A 15,828-nucleotide genomic window follows, 5' to 3' on the forward strand; every position below is an offset into this window, starting at 1 on the left:
TCATGTACGACGATGTGGTGGCGGCCGCCGGGCGGATCGAGGGACACGCGGTGCGCACCCCCGTCGTCGAGATCTCCGAAGGCCTGTTCCTCAAGCTGGAGACGCTGCAGCACTCGGGCTCGTTCAAGGCCCGAGGGGCCTTCAACAGGATGCTGTCGGCGCACGTCCCCGGCGCCGGGGTGATCGCGGCCAGCGGTGGCAACCACGGGCTCGCGGTCGCCTACGCGGCCAGGGCGCTGGGGGTGCGGGCGGAGATCTTCGTGCCCGAGGTGTGCGCCCCGGTGAAGGTGGCGGGGCTGCGAACCCTCGGCGCGCACGTCACCAGGACGGGGGCCATCTACTCGGAGGCGGCCGAGGCCGCGGCCAAGCGGGCGGCGGAGACCGGCGCGCTGCAGGTGCACGCCTACGACCACCCCGACGTGGTGGCGGGTCAGGGCACGCTCGGCCTCGAGGTGGTCGAGCAGACGGGCGGCGTCGACACCATCCTGGTCGCCGTGGGCGGCGGCGGGCTCGTGGCGGGCGTCACCGTGGGCGTGAGGGGCGGACCGAGGGTGGTCGCCGTGGAACCCGAACTGATCCCCACACTCCACGAGGCGCTGAAGGCGGGCGGGCCCGTCCCGGTGGACGTGAGCGGTGTCGCCGCCGACGCGCTGGGCGCCAGCAGGCTGGGCGCGCTCGCCTACGACATCGTCTCGGCGGCGGGCGTCGAGAGCGTGCTGGTCACCGACGAGGCCATCGAGGCGGCGCGCCACGCGCTCTGGGCCGAGCACCGCGTGGCCGCCGAGCACGCGGGCGCCACCGCCTACGCCGCGCTGGCGCAGGGCGTCTACGCCCGCGAGCAGGGCGAGCGGGTCGCGGTGGTGGTGTGCGGCGCCAACACCGACCCCGCGACCCTGGTGTGACGGCTCAGCTGTAGGCGTGCTCCCGCGTGGGGAACGCGCCTGAGGAGACCTCCGAGGCGAAGGCGCGCACCGCCCTGTCCATCTCGGTGGCCAGATCGGAGTACTTCCGGACGAACTTCGCGGGGTTAGGGGTCAGGCCCATCAGGTCCTGCCACACGAGCACCTGCGCGTCGGTCCCCGCGCCCGCGCCGATGCCCACGGTGGGCACCGCCAGCGAGGTGGTCACCCGTTCGGCCAGCTCGGCGGGCACGCACTCCAGCACCACCGCGAAGGCGCCCGCCTGCTGCAGCGCCTTCGCGTCCGACAGGAGTTCGTCGCCGTCCTGGCCTCGTCCCTGTACCCGGTAGCCGCCGAAGGTGTTGACCGACTGCGGCGTCAGCCCGAGGTGCGCCATGACCGGGATTCCGGCCGCGACCAGCGCCTCGACCTGCGGCAGGACGCGCCGCCCTCCCTCAAGCTTGACCGCGTGGGCCCCCGCCTCCTTCATGAACCGCGCCGCCGACTCCAGCGCCTGCGCAGGGGAGGACTGGTAGGAGCCGAAGGGCAGGTCGGCGACCACCAGCGCGCGTGACGAACCGCGCACCACGGCTGCGGTCAGCGAGAGGAGTTCGTCGACGGTGACGGGCAGTGTCGAGTCGTAGCCGTAGACGACCATCGCGGCGGAGTCGCCGACGAGGAGCACGGGGACGCCCGCCTCGTCGAAGACCCTGGCCGTCATGGCGTCGTAGGCCGTCAGCATCGGCCATTTCTCGCCGCGTTCCTTGGCCGAGGCCAGGTCGCGGACGGTGACTCTGCGGCCCGAGGCGCCGCCGTACAGAGAAGAGGACATGAGTCCGACCTCCAGAACAGTCTCGAATCGCCCCTGTGGCGTATCCGGACATTCCTGATGATGGCATGCGATGAAGGTTCTGTCGGTGCCAGACGACACAATAGGCGCGGAGGTAAGTAATAACGATGGCTATTGAACCTTACCGGCGCCTGTTCAGGATCCCCGGTGTACGGACGCTGCTCCTGGTCGGCCTGGTGGCCAGGATCCCCGCCACGGCGACGGCGATGGCACTGACGCTGCACGTGGTGAACCTCCCGGGGATGGGGTTCACCCAGGCCGGGATGGTCGCCATGGCCAGCACGGTCGGCATGGCCGTCGGCTCCCCGCTGTCGGGAAGGTTCGTGGACAGGCACGGGCTGCGTCCCGTGCTGGCCGTCACGACGGTCGCGCAGGTGTTGTTCTGGTCGACGGCGTGGCTGCTGCCGTTCGCCGTGCTGGTGCCCGCCGCGGGCGTGGCGGGCCTGCTGGCGCTGCCGATCTTCAGCGTCATCAGGCAGTGCCTGGCCGCGATGGTCCCCCTCGAGCAGCGCAGGATGGGCTTCTCGCTCGACTCGATGATGGTCGAGCTGTCCTACATGACCGGCCCCGCGCTGGCCGTCGTGGGCATCACCTCGCTGGGGAGCACGTGGACGATGGCGACGATCGCCGTCGGGCTGGCGTGCGCGGGTGTGGCGCTGATCGTGCTCAACCCGCCCATCCGCTCGGCCGATGAGCTGAAGGCGCCCGCGGGCAAGGTCTCGCGCCGCACGTGGCTGACCCCTTCGCTCATCGCGCTGCTCGGCACGGTCACCGCCGCCACCTTCATCCTCACCGCCACCGAGCTGTCGCTGGTGGCCACGATCGAGCACGCGGGTCAGACCGCGTGGATCGGGCTGGCCGTGGCCATCTGGTGCGTCTACTCCCTCGTCGGCGGCTTCGTGTACGGCGGGCTGCCGCGCGGCTTCTCCGTCCTGGTGCTGACCGGACTCATGGGCGCGCTCACCATCCCCGTCGGCCTGGTCGGCGGCGACTGGCGATGGCTGCTCGTGGCGCTGCTGCCCGCCGGGGTGCTCTGCGCCCCCGCGCTCTCCTCCTCCGTCGACACGCTCAGCAGATGGACCCCCGCCGCGGCGCGCGGCGAGGCCATGGGCCTGCACGGCACCGCCCTGCTGATCGGCGGCGCCGCGTCCGCGCCGATCGCGGGGGCCATCATCGACGCGCACGGGCCCGCATGGGCGTTCGCGGTCGCCGGCCTGGTGGGCGTGGTGATGGTGCTGGCCGCACTGCCGTTCTGGAAGGGCGCGGCCGAGCCCGAGGCCGTCCCCGAGCCCGTCAGCGTGGCCTCCTGAGAGACGACTTATGAAACGAGACCGTTGCGTATCGGAATGCCTTGCGCTACGGTAGCGTTGCGAAACTACGTCGTATCGAAATTGGAGCTTTCTGATGGAACCACAGACGGGCCACCCCCGCCGATGGGCGATCCTCGGCGTGCTCGTTTTCAGCCTCCTCGCGGTGGTCCTGGACAACACGATCCTGAACGTCGCCATGAAGACCATCGCCGACCCCGTACAAGGGCTCGGCGCGACACAGAGCGAGCTCGAGTGGGCGATCAACTCCTACACCCTCGTGTTCGCCGGCCTGTTGTTCACCTTCGGCGTGATCGGTGACCGCACAGGGCGCAAGCGCATGCTGTTCATCGGCATGGCGCTGTTCGGACTTGCCTCCCTGGCCAGCGCCTACTCGCAGGACCCCATGCAGCTGATCATGGCGAGGGCCGCGATGGGCATCGGCGGCGCGGCCATCATGCCGGCCACCTTGGCGATCATCTCCAACGTCTTCCCTCCGCAGGAGCGCGGCAAGGCCATCGGCGTCTGGGCCGGCGGCGTCGGCCTCGCGGTGGCGATCGGCCCGATCACCGGCGGCCTGCTGATCGAGCACTTCTGGTGGGGCTCGGTCTTCCTGATCAACGTGCCGATCGTGCTGATCAGCATGTTCCTCATCGGCACCGTGGTGCCGGAGTCGCGTGACCCCAAGCCGTCCAGGCTCGACCCCGTCGGCGTGATCCTGTCGATCATCGGTCTGGTCGCCGTCGTCTACGGCATCATCCGCGGCGGCGAGCTGGCCACGTTCGCCAGCGCCGAGGTCCTCGTCCCGACCCTGTTCGGCGTGGTGGTGCTGGCCGCGTTCGTCTGGTGGGAGCGGCGCGTCGACCACCCCGCCTTCGACGTGCGCAACTTCAGCAACGTCCGCTTCAGCTCCGCCATCGGCATGATGGGCATCGTCTTCTTCGCGATGATGGGCGGGATGTTCTTCCTGACCTTCTACCTGCAGATCGTGCTGGGCTTCAGCCCGATCCAGGCGGGGGCGCTGATGATCCCCTTCGCGGCGGCGCAGCTCATCTTCGCCCCGCTCAGCCAGCGGGTGAACGAGGTGCTCGGCGCCAAGACGGCCGCCACGGTCAGCATGCTCGTCGTGGCCCTCGCGCTGGCCGCCTACGCGCTGTTCGACCAGAACACCCCGATCTGGCTGATCGAGGTCGTCTTCTTCGTCCAGGGCGCGGCGATGGCCAACATCATGCCGCCCGCGACCACCGCGATCATGGAGGCGCTGCCCAGGGAGAAGGCGGGCGTCGGCTCGGCCATGAGCAACACCGTCCGCCAGGTGGCGGGCGCGCTCGGCGTGGCCGTGCTCGGCTCGGTGCTGTCCTCCTCCTACCGCGGCGAGATCGCCCCCGCTCTGGCCGGGCTCCCCGAGGACGTCCAGCACCGCGCGGGCGAGTCCATCATGGCCACCGTCGGGGTGGCCCAGGGCAACGAGGCGATCCTGCAGCCCGCCTACCGCGCCTTCGTCGACGGCATGCACACCACGGCCCTCATCTCGGCCGTCATCGCCCTGGTGGGCGTCGTGGTGGTGGCCGTCTGGATGCCCGGCAAGACAAGGGCCGTCCAGAAGGTCGAAGAGAAGGAACCAGCGGTAGTGTGAGCCGGCGATGACGACGACAGAGAGCGCCACGGCCCGCCCCGCGGGCCGTCCGCGCAGCGAGAAGGCCGAGAAGGCGATCATCGAGGCGACCCTCGATCTGATCGGCGAGGGGATGGGCGTCTCCGAGCTGTCCATCGAGGCGATCGCCTCTCGGGCAGGCGTCGGCAAGACGACCATCTACCGGCGCTGGTCCAACAAGGAGGACCTGGTCGCCGACGCGCTGGCCTCGCTCAAGGCGCCGGTTCCCACACTGGCGGGCGTCTCGGTGCGTGACGACCTGATCGCGCTGCTCGACACGATGATGCGCGAGGCCGGCCAGGACCGCACGCGCTGCGTGATGAACATCGCGATGAGCGAGTCCGATCGCTATCCCCGGCTGTTCGAGAAGTTCATGAAGCAGGCCGTCGAGCCGCGCACCGCGGCGATGGTCGCGGTCCTGGAGCGCGGCGTCGAGACCGGCGAGCTGCGGGCCGACCTCGACGTGCGGCTGTCGCTCGGCACGCTGGCGGGGGCGATGATGTGGCACATCAAGCGGGCGGGCGGCGACGACGACCTCGCCGACGACCTGCCCGGCCGCATCGTCGACAGCGTCCTGCGCGGCCTTGCGCCGTGAGAACCCCACCGAAAGCGGATTGATATCGGGGGCTCGTATCGTGCACTCATCCCGTCCTTGAGGGATGGCGGGAGGCGATGATGCGCAAGGAGAAGATCAGTTCCATGGACGTCGACTGGAACTGACCCGGTGAGCACGGTCGGTGGCTAAGGGGTTCGCCGCCGGCCGCTCTCGCCTCCCGCGTCGACGCGGTCCTGTCACATCCTCCGCCTGATCGCGGAGGGGGTGGCAGGCACCCGCTGCCTGAGCAGCTGACGCGCCTCCTCCGGCGTCATCAGCCGCAGCTCGCGCAGCAGCCCTGCCGAGGCCACCCAGTGCTCCCTCGCCGCAGGCTCGCCCAGCGCGTGCGCGGCCCGGCCGAGCCCCCACAGGCACAGCGCCTCGCCGTACCTGTCTCCCGCGGCGACGGCCAGCCGCCGGGCCTGCTCGAACTGCTCGCGTGCCATCGCGGGGTCGCCGTGCCGCAGGTGGGTCTCGGCCAGGTGACTGAGGGAGATGCCGACCTCCTGATCCTTGCCGAGCTCCCTGCGGATGGCCAGCCCTCTCTCGAGCGCCCGCAGGCAGTCGTCGAGCCGTCCGAGCGCCCGGTAGGTGAGCCCCAGGCTGTCCCAGTTCGCCGCCTCAGGTCCGCGCTGGCCGAGGCGCTGGAACAGCTCGATGGCGTGCAGGACGCACCTCATCGACTCCTCCAGCCGCCCCAGCCACCGGTAGGGGATCGACAGGTTGCTGAGCGCACTGGCCTCGCGGTCGTCCCTGCCGAGCTCCTTCCACAGCGACGCCGCCTTCTCGAAGTGCGTGGCGCCCGCCTCCGCGCGGCCGAGACCCTGGTTGGCGATGCCGAGGTGGTTGTGCGCGTCGGCCTGGCCCTCGCGGTCCTGCCCGGCGCGAGCCGCCTCGAGGAAGTGCTGGTGCAGGGCCAGCAGCTCGTGGATGCGCCCCCTGACGAACAGCGGCGTCGAGACGTTCACGCACAGCAGCGCGCCGAGGGCGTAGCCGTCCAGGGAGCCGAGGAGCTGGGGGATGACGGAGAGCAGGTTGTCGCCCTCCGCGTCCAGCCACGCCATCGCCTCGGCTCTGCCGGCCAGGGGCTGAGAGGGCCGCTCGACTCCGAAGCCCTCGGGCAGCGTGGCAGGCCCCGCCTTCATCACCTCCTTGGCCCTGAGCACGGTGGCCAGATAGCCGTGGGCCGTCCTGCCCAGCGCGGCTCGCGCGTCGGAGGGGGCCAGCTCCCTGGCGTACAGGCGCAGCAGGTCGTGCATGGCGTACCTGTGCGGGGCGACCCTGTCGATCAGCCTGGCGTCGGCCAGACGACTCAGTGCGGCGGCAGCCTCCGCCTCGTCGCAGTCGAGGAGCGCGGCGGCGACGCCGGGGGTGTAGGTGCGCGCGTCGAGGGCGCCGAGCAGGCCGAACAGCGGGGCGTCAGGCTCGTCGCGCAGGCCGACGGAGAAGCTCGTGCGGACCGCGAGGTCGGCGTACTCCAGCGAGTCGAGCCTGGTCCTGGCCTCGACCAGGGCGGTCCTGAGCTCGGTCAGCGGATGGCTCGGCCGGGCCGCCCCCCTGGCACCCACGATGCGGACGGCCAGCGGAAGCCCGCCGCACAGCCGTACGATCTCCCGCGCAGCCTCGGGGTCGGCCGCGGCACGGGAGTCGCCGAGCGCGCTCTCCAGCAGGCTGAGCGCCTCGTCGTCCGCCATGGCCTCCAGGTGCACGTGGGCGGTGCCGTCGAGGGTGGTGAGCGGGCGCCGCGAGGTGACCACGACCATGCACCTCGGCCCCGCGGGCAGCAGCGGCCGCACCTGCGCCACCCCTGTCGCGTTGTCGAGCAGCACCAGGATCCGCCGGTGCGCGGTCAGCGACCTGAACCTGGCCGCCGCCTCGTCGACCTCGGCGGGCACGTCGGGGCTGCCGAGCGAGCGGAGGAACCTGCCGAGGACCTCGGCGGGTCCGAGCGGGGCCAGGCCAGGCGTGGCGCCGTGCAGGTCGGCGTAGAGCTGGCCGTCGGTGAAGCGCTCGGTCAGCCGTCTGGCCGCCTCCACGGCCAGCGTCGACTTGCCCACCCCGCCGGGGCCGTTGATCGCGACGATCGGCAGGTCCTCGCCCGCCAGCTTGTGGATGTACCTGAGCTCCACCGCCCTGCCGACGAACCCCGCCGCCGCGGCGGCGGGCAGCTCGGCGGGGCGCGTGACGACGCCCGGATCGTCCTGGTCACCTGCGTCGCAGGCGTCGGGCGAGCAGGACGCGGCGGCGTGCTCATGGGGGGAGGAGCCCTGGGGGAGCGCGGGCTCGGCGGGGGAGCGGAAGAGCGCGGGCTCGTCGGTGAGGACGGCCCGCTGCGCGCGCCGCAGCTCGGGTCCGGGTTCCAGGCCGAGCGTTTCGGCGCCCAGCAGGTCGCGTGCCGCCTGGTAGGTCTCGAGCGCCTCCGCCCTGCGCCCGTTCAGGTAGAGGGCGCGCATCAGCTGGGCGCGGCCGCGCTCGCGAAGCGGGTGCTCGGCCACCAGGGCCGTCAGCTCGGCCACCAGCTCGCCGTGCCTGCCGAGGGCCAGCTCCAGCTCCACGCACTCGTCGGTGGCGGCGAGCCGCAGCTCCTCCCAGACGGCGGTGCCGGGGACCGCTCTGCCCAGGTTCGCCAGCGTGGGGCCGCGCCAGAGGGCCAGCGCCCGCCGCATGGCCGAGGCCGCCTCCGCCTGCCGTCCCGCGGCGGCCGCGGCGCGCGCATCGGCGATGCCGCGCTCCGCCTCGAGCGCGTCCAGCCGTACGGCGGGCGGCACCCGGTAGCCCGCCGCGACCGTCTCGATCACGCTGGGATCGGCGCCCGCCTCTCTCAGCGACCTGCGCAGCGTGGAGACCACGATGGCCACCTGGCCGCGGGCCGAGCTCGGAGGATCCTCCCCCCACAGCACGTCGACCAGCCGCTCGACGGAGACCGCTCTGCCGGGGCCGAGCAGCAGCAGGGCCAGCGCGGCCTGCGCTCTCGGGCCTCCGACGTGCACGGGCTCACCGCCGACGAGAACCTCCAGCGGGCCCAGGATCCCGAACTCAACCGTGGCGAAGGACATGGCACGCCACCGTAGCCAGCGGGCGTTGGGTCGGCATTGGGTCATCTGAGCAGGCGTTTCAGCCAGGCTCTAGGCAGAACGTGAGCAATGTTCTAGTCTCGCCGCCATGCCCCTCATCGCGCGCCGGACCTTATCCCTCCTGGGCCTGGTCCTCGTCCTCCTGCTCCCGGCCTCAGCGGCCCTCGCCCACGAAGAGCGGGAGGTGAAGCTGCCGGACGGCACGGGCAGTGTTCCCGTGTACCGGCAGGGCGAGCCCGACCTGCTGGTCTGCAAGACGGACAAGTCAGATTTCCAACGGCGAATCGCGAAATTCCCGGATGAGCTGCGTCAGCGCAACCTCAGGCTCTTCGCCAGGTGCCAGAAAGAGGGGTTCAGGCACCTGCAGGAAGCGGTGGACAGGGTCGATGGACCCGGGATGAACATCGCCATCCTGCCCGGCCTCTACCTGGAGGAGCCCGGTCAGCCCGCGCCCACAGGGGAGTGCGCCGACCTCAAGGCCCGCTGGTCGAGCTGGGGCTACCAGATCCTCTCCTACGAGCAGCAGGTCCAGTGCCCGCACAACCAGAACCTGGTCGCCATCCTCGGCAAGAAGGACCTGCAGATCGAGGGCACGGGCGCGGGCCCGCTCGACGTGATCATCGACGCGCAGTACCGCAAGCTCAACGCCATCCGCGCCGACATGACCGACGGCGTCTACTTCAGGAACTTCACCGCCCAGCGCACGACCTTCAACTCGCTCTACATCCTCGCCACCGACGGCTTCGTCATCGACCGCATGCTGACCAGGTGGAACGACGAGTACGGCTTCCTCACCTTCGCCAGCGACCACGGCCTCTACACCGACTGCGAGTCGTACGGCAACGGTGACTCGGGCATCTACCCCGGCAGCGCCTCCAACATCAACGACGGCCTCGGCTACGAGGTGCCGCGCTACGCCATCGAGATCAGGCGCTGCAAGAGCCATCACAACATGGTCGGCTACTCGGGCACGGCGGGCGACTCGGTCTGGGTGCACGACAGCGAGTTCTGGGGCAACCTCGCGGGCGCCACCATGGACAGCGCCTTTCCCGGACACCCCGGCCTGCCGCAGAACCACGCCAAGTTCGAGAACAACAAGATCTACGACAACAACGCCGCCTACTACGAGCACGTCAGGGACGGCACCTGCGCCAAGCCTCCCGCCGAGCGCGGCTACGAGAAGGGCGTGGTCTGCCCGCAGATCGGCCTGCCACCCGGCAGCGGCATCATCACCGCGGGCGGCAACTGGAACGTCTTCAGGAACAACCAGATCTGGGGCCACGACAACGCCGCCTTCAACCTGATGGCGGTACCCGCCTTCATCAGGGGCGAGGAGGCGTGGGACAAGCAGTTCGACACCTCCCACCACAACCTCTACACGGGCAACCTGCTGAAGGACAACGGCGCCGACGTCTACTGGGACGGCCAGGGCAGCGCCAACTGCTGGGAGGGCGTGCGGGTCGCCAGCCCCGCCGCTCTGCCGGGCTGCGGCGCCACGGGACCCGCCAGGGTCGTGGCCGAGCCGGTCAAGCTCGTGCAGATGTACCTGTGCAACGACTACAGCATCGGCGAGCGCCGGCTGCCCGGTGGCTGCTGGTGGTTCGGCTCCAGCGGTCTGGCCAGGGTGGAGGTGCAGCTCGCGCTGGGCGGCTCTCTCGTGCTCGCCCTGATGGCGGTGCTGTTGTGGCGGCGCCGTCTGCGTTCGCGCTGGGCGCTGCCGCTGACCGTGGTGGGTCTGGCGGGGCTGGCCCTCGACGTGCTCGGCGCGCTCGACGGCTACTCCGTGCTGCCCGCCGCCGCGCTGGCGCTGACCGGGCTCTGGCTGCTCGGCGCGGGCTGGATCATGCGCGGCGCGTTCGGCTGGTTCACCGTCGTGCTCGGGTTGCTGCACCTGGTCGACGCCTTCGACAGGGCGGTGTGGATGCTGCCGCTGATCCCGATCGGGCCCGGCTGGGTCCGCGGGCTGCTCACAGGCGTCTGGGTGCTGTGCGCGGTGGTCGTGGTGGCGCCCAGGCGCAGGGCCGAGCGGGAAGAGGCGGCGGCGTGAGGCGCGCGGTGGTCCTGCTGGCGTGCGTGCTGGTGGCGGGGTGCGGGCCGATCTCGGAGACCCATCACAAGCCGGGCACCGGGCACGAGGTGGCCACGGGCGCGCCGCGGCCCGGCGAGCCGAGCGCGGAGATCACCATCGCCGGGGGGCGGGTGACGCCGCCGCCGGGCTGGCTGGAGGTCAGGCGGGGCCAGACCGTCAGCCTGACCGTGACCAGCGACGTCGCCGACGAGCTGCACGTGCACGGCTTCGACATCAGGCAGACACTCCAGCCAGGGAAACCCACAAATATCAGGTTCAAGGCTGATATGTCGGGTGTCTTCGAGGTGGAGACCCACGGCGGCAAGCTCGTCCTCATCCAGCTGGCAGTGAAATGACGGGCCGGCGGAAATGACAGGAGTGCTGGCGCACGGGATCGGCAACCGCAGCGACCTGCCGATCCCGCTCTTCTACGCCTACGCGGGGGCCTTCGCGGCGCTGGTCGTGTCGTTCCTCGCGCTGGGCCTGCTGTGGGCGGACTCCCGCTTCAGCGGCGACAGGGCGGGGCGGGTGCTGTCGTGGCGTCCTCCCGCCAGGGCGATCCGCGTGGTCTCCGCGGTCCTCGCGCTCTACACCCTCGGCTGGCTGCTCCTCGGTCCCGCCGAGGACAACGCCGCGCCGTACCTGGTCTACGTGATCTTCTGGGTGGGGCTGGTACCCGCCTCACTGCTGTTCGGACCCGTGTGGCGGCTGGCAGGCCCGTTCAGGCTGCTGCCGGACAGGCCGCGCCGTCCGCTGCCCGCCCGCCTCGGGTACTGGCCCGCCGCGGCGGGGCTGCTCGCCTTCACCTGGATGGAGCTGGTCTCGCCCGAACCCGCCGCCTCCGCGACGCTGCTGATCTTCCTGCTGGCGTACGGCGCCGCGCAGGTGGCGGGGACCGTCGTCTACGGCCACGCCTGGCTCGAGCGAGGCGACCCGTTCGAGGTCTACTCCACGCTCGTCGGTCACCTGTCGCCCCTCGGCCGCAGGGCCGACGGCACGCTCGTGCTGCGCAGCCCCTTCAACGGGCTCGACGCCATCGCCCAGGCCCCCGGGCTGGTGGCGACCGTGTGCGTGCTGCTCGGCAGCACGGGCTACGACGGTTTCGCCGGAGCCCCCTTCTGGGTGAACGCGCTGCAGACCGGCCCGCTGGGCCGGACGGGCCTCGGCACGCTCGGCCTGCTGGTGGCGATCGGGGGAGTGGCCGCCCTCTACACCGCATGCCTCTGGGCGGCGGGCCTGATCGGCGGCGCGCGCGGGCTGACGCCCAGGTTCGCCCACTCACTGGTGCCGATCGCGATCGGCTACCTGGTCGCCCACTACTTCTCGCTGTTCGTCATCGAGGGGCAGCGGGCGGTGATCCTCGCGCTGGGCCTGGACGCGCAGGTGGACCAGGACGTCGTCAGCGCGGGCGGCATCGCCACCGTCCAGGTGCTGGCCATCGTGGCAGGGCACGTGATCGGCGTGGTGGCCGCGCACGACAGGTCGGTGCGCCTGCTCGAACCGGCCAAGGCCGTCGCGGGTCAGATCCCGCTGTTCGTGCTCATGGTCTGCTACACCCTCGGCGGTCTGACCCTACTGTTTGCCGCATGAGACGCACTCCGCTCCAGCGGCGCAGCGCCGAGAGGGTCGACCGGATGCTCGACGCGGCGGCCGCGCTGCTGGACGAAGGCGGCTACGACGCGCTGAGCACGCGCACCGTGGCCACCCGCACCGGCATGCCGATCGGCTCGATCTACCGCTTCTTCAGCGACAAACGCTCGCTGGCGGCGGCGCTGACCAGGCGCAACCTGGAGCAGTTCCTGGCCAGGCTCGAGCCGAAGCTGGCCGGGGCCTCGGGGTGGGACCCCGTCATCGACACCGTCGTGGACGAGTACCTCGACATGAAGGCCACGGTGCCCGGCTTCGCCGTCCTCGACTTCGGCGACAACGCCGAGGTGGCGGGCGCGCTGGCCGAACTGCTCGGGCTGCGCGAGGGCGCGGGGGCGATGCTGGTGGCGGTGGAGGCCGCCGACGCGCTGCTCAGGGCGCACCACGACGAGCCCGAACTGGTGGAGGAGACCAAACTGCTGCTGCGCTCCTACCTAGGAGGGCGTCTCCCTCCACCTGTTGGTGATCGGTAGCCTGCGGTCCCTGCCGAAGTTCTTCGGGGTGATCTTCGGGCCTGGCGGGTACTGCCGCCGCTTGTACTCCGCCAGGTCGACCAGCCGGATGATCCGCGCCACCAGCGCAGGGTCGTGGCCCGCCGCGATCAGCTCCGCCGAGCCCATGTCCTTCTCGACGTAGTCGTCCAGCAGCCGGTCGAGCACCTCGTACGGCGGCAGCGAGTCGGTGTCGCGCTGGTCCGGCCGCAGCTCGGCGCTGGGCTCCTTGGTGATGGAGTTGTCCGGGATCGGCCGCTCGGCGCTCATCAGGAACGAGGGGTCGGTGTGCTCGTTGCGCCACCTGGCCAGCGCCCACACCATCGTCTTCGGCACGTCCTTGATCGGCGCGAACCCGCCGGCCGAGTCGCCGTACAGCGTGGAGTAGCCGGTGGCCAGCTCGCTCTTGTTGCCCGTGGTCAGCACCAGGTGGCCGTGCTCGTTCGACAGGCCCATGAGGATCATCCCGCGCACCCTGGCCTGGAGGTTCTCCGCGGCCAGGCCCGACAGGGCGATCTCCTTCTCGAAGCCGTCGACGATGTCGGAGATCGGCACGATCCTCGCGTTGATGCCCTGCCTGCGCACCAGCTCCTCGGCGTCGCCGAGCGAGTGCTCGGAGGAGTAGCGCGAGGGCATCATGACGACGTGCACGCGCTCGGGCCCGATGGCGTCGGAGGCGATGGCGGCCGTGAGCGCGGAGTCGATACCGCCCGACAGGCCGAGGATCACCGAGCCGAACCCGTTCTTGGCCACGTAGTCGCGCACGGCCAGCACCAGGGCGTGGTAGACCTCGCCGGTGTCGTCCAGCCTGGGCTCCACCTCGGGCGTCACCGGCTCGTACGGCGCGACGGGCTCGGCCGACAGCACCACCCGCTCCACCGTGATCGTCGTGCCGTCGCCCGCGTCGAAGGGGAACAGGCCGGGCTCGGCGTCGGAGACGGGCAGGTCGAGGTCCACGACCAGCAGCTCCTCGCGGAACTGCCCCGCCCTGGCCACGAGCGCGCCCGAACCGTCGACGACCAGCGAGTCGCCGTCGAAGACCAGCTCGTCCTGTCCGCCGACCTGGTTGGCGTAGACGAGCGCGCAGCCCGCCTCGCGCGCCCTGCGCGCGACCAGCTCCAGGCGGACGTCGTCCTTCTCTCTCTCGTACGGCGAGGCGTTGGGCACCACGAGCAGGCCCGCTCCCGCCTCGCCCACGACGGCGACGGGACCGCCCTCCTGCCACAGGTCCTCGCAGACCGCGATCGCCACGTCGACGCCGTGCAGGCGGAAGATCGGCAGCCGGTCGCCGCGGACGAAGTAGCGGTACTCGTCGAAGACGCCGTAGTTGGGCAGGTGGTGCTTGGCCGTCCTGGTGACGATCCTGCCCCTGTGGAGCAGGGCGGCGGCGTCGAGCGGCGCGCCCTTGGGCTGGCCGACGCGCGGCGCGAGCCCGGCCCTGTCGACGTAGCCCACCACGACGGGCAGCTCGCCGAGGCCCTCGTCGGCCAGCCGCGCCGCGACCTGCTCGAGCGCCCTGATGCTGGCGTCCACGAAGGACGTGCGCAGCACGAGGTCCTCGACCGGATAGCCGGTCAGGAACATCTCCGTGAAGAGGGCGAGGTGCGCGCCGCGGTCGGCGGCGTCGCGTGTCCACCTCACAAGCGAGTCGGCGTTGGCGGTCAGGTCGCCGACGATCGGATTGGTCTGAGCCAGGGCAATGCGCAGGAGTGCCACATCACCCACCCTAATACTCTGCCCTTTTTATCCTCAAAGCGACGATAAGTCACCCATTGTCTCCGGGAGTCACCAGACCCGTCTCGTAGGCGGCCACCACCAGCTGCGCCCTGTCGAACAGGCCCAGGTGGTCGAGCAGCCCCGCCACGGCCTCGGCCACCTCGTCGTCGGGGACGGCGAGCGTCCGTGCGATCTGCCGGTTGGTCAGCCCGCGCGCGATCAGCCTGAGCACGTCGAGCCTGGTGTCGGCCAGCCCGGCGAGGGCCGGGGGAGCGGAGGGGTCGGGCCTGCCGGCGAAGGCGGAGATGATGCGCGTCGTGAGCGCGGGGTCGATGAGCGCGTCCCCGGCCGCCGCCGCGCGCATCGCGGCCACGAGCTGCTCGGGGGCCGAGGTCTTGAGCACGAACCCGCTGACCCCTGCCCGCAGCGCGGCGTAGAGGTTCTCGTCGGTGCCGAAGGTGGTCATCATGATGACCTTGGGAGGGTCCTGGTCGGCCAGGATCCTGCGGGCCGCGGTCAGGCCGTCGAGCCTCGGCATCTGGATGTCGAGCAGGACCAGATCGGGCCTGGTGTCGCGGACGACGACGATGGCCTGCTCGCCGTCACAGGCCTCGCCGGCCAGCTCGAGCCCCTCCTCGGTGTCGATCACGACCCGAAGCCCTGTTCTGACCAGCGCCTGGTCGTCGGCCACCACGACGCGCAGCGTCCGCTCCGCCGGACCCCGCTGCGCGACCTGCTGACGTGACACGGCCACGGTGCCCTCGCCGGCCGGGAGGTCGAGGTGGGGGGCCTGGCTGAGCATGTCGGCTTCCAGCCGCTGCAGGACGCCCGAGGGGTCGAGCCCCAGCTCCTCACGCCAGATCGTCCTGGCCCTGCGCAGCGCGCCCAGCGCGTCGCCCTGCCGTCCGCTCCTGTAGAGGGAGGTGGCCAGCAGCCGCCAGCCCTCCTCGCGCAGCGGGTGGGCCGCGGCGTGCGCCTCCAGGTCGGGCACGAGCGAGGCCGACTGCCCGAGCCGCAGCCCCGCCTCCGCCCGCCGTTCGACGGCCACCAGGCGCAGCTCCTCCAGCCGGCCCGCCTCGGTCGAGGCCCACCCCAGCTCGGCGAACTCGGCCAGCGCGGGGCCCCGCCACAGCCCGAGCGCGGCCTCCGTGGCATCCCAGATCTCAGCGGCCGTCCCGTCGGCCCTGGCCAGCCGCTCGAATCGCCAGCAGTCCACCTGGTCGGTCGCGGCGCGCAGCGCGTAGCCCGGCGGAGCCGACACCAGGACCGCCGCCTCCGAGCGCGGCGCCCTGTCGGGCTCGAGAGCGCGCCGCAGGCGGGAGACGTATCCCTGGATGGTCGACAGGGCCTGCGCGGGTGGGTCACCTGGCCAGAGCTCGTCGATGAGCGTGGTTACGGGCACCGCCCTGCCCCTGGCCACCAGCAGCCTGGCCAGTACGGCCATCTGGCGCTGGCCGCCGAGATCGAGGGGGATTGCGTCGAGACAGACCTGGAACGGTCCCAATGCGCTGAAGGTCACCATGGCAG

General features: G+C 71.4%; 12 protein-coding genes. 8 read left to right on the plus strand and 4 right to left on the minus strand.

From position 1 onward, the window contains the following. Positions 1–2 precede the first annotated feature (2 nt). Complete coding sequence (locus ABFX55_RS49300) at positions 3–902, plus strand: serine/threonine dehydratase (protein WP_346131141.1); 900 nt, start codon at positions 3–5, stop codon at positions 900–902. A gap of 4 nt (positions 903–906) precedes the next feature. Here ABFX55_RS49300 and panB read toward each other — a convergent pair whose 3' ends face one another. Continuing rightward, positions 907–1,731: a 3-methyl-2-oxobutanoate hydroxymethyltransferase gene (panB, locus tag ABFX55_RS49305; protein WP_346131142.1), complete on the minus strand. Its 825-nt coding sequence runs from the start codon at positions 1,729–1,731 to the stop codon at positions 907–909. Positions 1,732–1,856: 125 nt separating this feature from the next. Between panB and ABFX55_RS49310 the strand changes: the two genes are divergently transcribed. From ABFX55_RS49310 to ABFX55_RS49320, 3 genes are all read left to right on the plus strand, one after another. Beyond that, the gene (locus tag ABFX55_RS49310) at positions 1,857–3,059 is read left to right on the plus strand and encodes an MFS transporter (RefSeq protein WP_346131144.1); all 1,203 of its coding nucleotides are present in this window, start codon (positions 1,857–1,859) and stop codon (positions 3,057–3,059) included. 94 nt (positions 3,060–3,153) lie between these two features. After that, complete coding sequence (locus ABFX55_RS49315) at positions 3,154–4,692, plus strand: MFS transporter (protein ID WP_346131145.1); 1,539 nt, start codon at positions 3,154–3,156, stop codon at positions 4,690–4,692. Between the two features lie 7 nt (positions 4,693–4,699). Beyond that, on the plus strand, positions 4,700–5,305 hold the full coding sequence (locus ABFX55_RS49320) for a TetR/AcrR family transcriptional regulator (protein ID WP_346131147.1): 606 nt from the start codon (positions 4,700–4,702) through the stop codon (positions 5,303–5,305). A gap of 197 nt (positions 5,306–5,502) precedes the next feature. Here the strand turns inward: ABFX55_RS49320 and ABFX55_RS49325 are convergent, their stop codons facing one another. Continuing rightward, the gene (locus ABFX55_RS49325) at positions 5,503–8,361 is read right to left on the minus strand and encodes an AfsR/SARP family transcriptional regulator (protein ID WP_346131149.1); all 2,859 of its coding nucleotides are present in this window, start codon (positions 8,359–8,361) and stop codon (positions 5,503–5,505) included. A gap of 106 nt (positions 8,362–8,467) precedes the next feature. On the opposite strand from ABFX55_RS49325, the gene ABFX55_RS49330 reads away from it, so the two are divergent. The 4 genes from ABFX55_RS49330 to ABFX55_RS49345 are packed head-to-tail and all read left to right on the plus strand — an operon-like array spanning position 8,468 to position 12,567. Then, positions 8,468–10,426, plus strand: a complete 1,959-nt coding sequence (locus ABFX55_RS49330) for a right-handed parallel beta-helix repeat-containing protein (RefSeq protein WP_346131151.1) — start codon at positions 8,468–8,470, stop codon at positions 10,424–10,426. Further along, positions 10,423–10,803, plus strand: a complete 381-nt coding sequence (locus tag ABFX55_RS49335) for a cupredoxin domain-containing protein (protein WP_346131153.1) — start codon at positions 10,423–10,425, stop codon at positions 10,801–10,803. The genes ABFX55_RS49330 and ABFX55_RS49335 overlap by 4 nt, the downstream gene beginning before the upstream one ends. A gap of 13 nt (positions 10,804–10,816) precedes the next feature. Then, on the plus strand, positions 10,817–12,037 hold the full coding sequence (locus ABFX55_RS49340) for a hypothetical protein (RefSeq protein ID WP_346131155.1): 1,221 nt from the start codon (positions 10,817–10,819) through the stop codon (positions 12,035–12,037). Then, positions 12,034–12,567, plus strand: a complete 534-nt coding sequence (locus ABFX55_RS49345; protein ID WP_346131156.1) for a TetR/AcrR family transcriptional regulator — start codon at positions 12,034–12,036, stop codon at positions 12,565–12,567. Before ABFX55_RS49340 ends, ABFX55_RS49345 begins: the two co-directional genes overlap by 4 nt. Here ABFX55_RS49345 and ABFX55_RS49350 read toward each other — a convergent pair. Together ABFX55_RS49350 and ABFX55_RS49355 are read right to left on the minus strand one after the other, a co-directional pair. Next, positions 12,529–14,301, minus strand: coding sequence for an NAD+ synthase (locus ABFX55_RS49350; RefSeq protein ID WP_346131158.1), 1,773 nt, complete (start codon positions 14,299–14,301; stop codon positions 12,529–12,531). The two genes, ABFX55_RS49345 and ABFX55_RS49350, sit on opposite strands and share 39 nt — an antisense overlap. Before the next feature lie 49 nt (positions 14,302–14,350). Next, the gene (locus tag ABFX55_RS49355; protein WP_346131160.1) at positions 14,351–15,823 is read right to left on the minus strand and encodes a BTAD domain-containing putative transcriptional regulator; all 1,473 of its coding nucleotides are present in this window, start codon (positions 15,821–15,823) and stop codon (positions 14,351–14,353) included. Positions 15,824–15,828 lie beyond the last annotated feature (5 nt).

Source organism: Nonomuraea roseola, assembly GCF_039535395.1.
In the GTDB taxonomy this organism is placed as follows: Bacteria; Actinomycetota; Actinomycetes; order Streptosporangiales; family Streptosporangiaceae; genus Nonomuraea; species Nonomuraea roseola.

Bases quoted from the DNA above. Each gene is read 5' to 3' on its own strand.
- ABFX55_RS49315 (WP_346131145.1), top strand. From the start codon at position 3,154: ATGGAACCACAGACGGGCCACCCCCGCCGATGGGCGATCCTCGGCGTG.
- ABFX55_RS49345 (WP_346131156.1), top strand. From the start codon at position 12,034: ATGAGACGCACTCCGCTCCAGCGGCGCAGCGCCGAGAGGGTCGACCGG.
- ABFX55_RS49340 (WP_346131155.1), top strand. From the start codon at position 10,817: ATGACAGGAGTGCTGGCGCACGGGATCGGCAACCGCAGCGACCTGCCG.
- ABFX55_RS49320 (WP_346131147.1), top strand. From the start codon at position 4,700: ATGACGACGACAGAGAGCGCCACGGCCCGCCCCGCGGGCCGTCCGCGC.
- ABFX55_RS49310 (WP_346131144.1), top strand. From the start codon at position 1,857: ATGGCTATTGAACCTTACCGGCGCCTGTTCAGGATCCCCGGTGTACGG.
- ABFX55_RS49300 (WP_346131141.1), top strand. From the start codon at position 3: ATGTACGACGATGTGGTGGCGGCCGCCGGGCGGATCGAGGGACACGCG.
- ABFX55_RS49330 (WP_346131151.1), top strand. From the start codon at position 8,468: ATGCCCCTCATCGCGCGCCGGACCTTATCCCTCCTGGGCCTGGTCCTC.
- panB (WP_346131142.1), bottom strand. From the start codon at position 1,731: ATGTCCTCTTCTCTGTACGGCGGCGCCTCGGGCCGCAGAGTCACCGTC.
- ABFX55_RS49325 (WP_346131149.1), bottom strand. From the start codon at position 8,361: ATGTCCTTCGCCACGGTTGAGTTCGGGATCCTGGGCCCGCTGGAGGTT.
- ABFX55_RS49355 (WP_346131160.1), bottom strand. From the start codon at position 15,823: ATGGTGACCTTCAGCGCATTGGGACCGTTCCAGGTCTGTCTCGACGCA.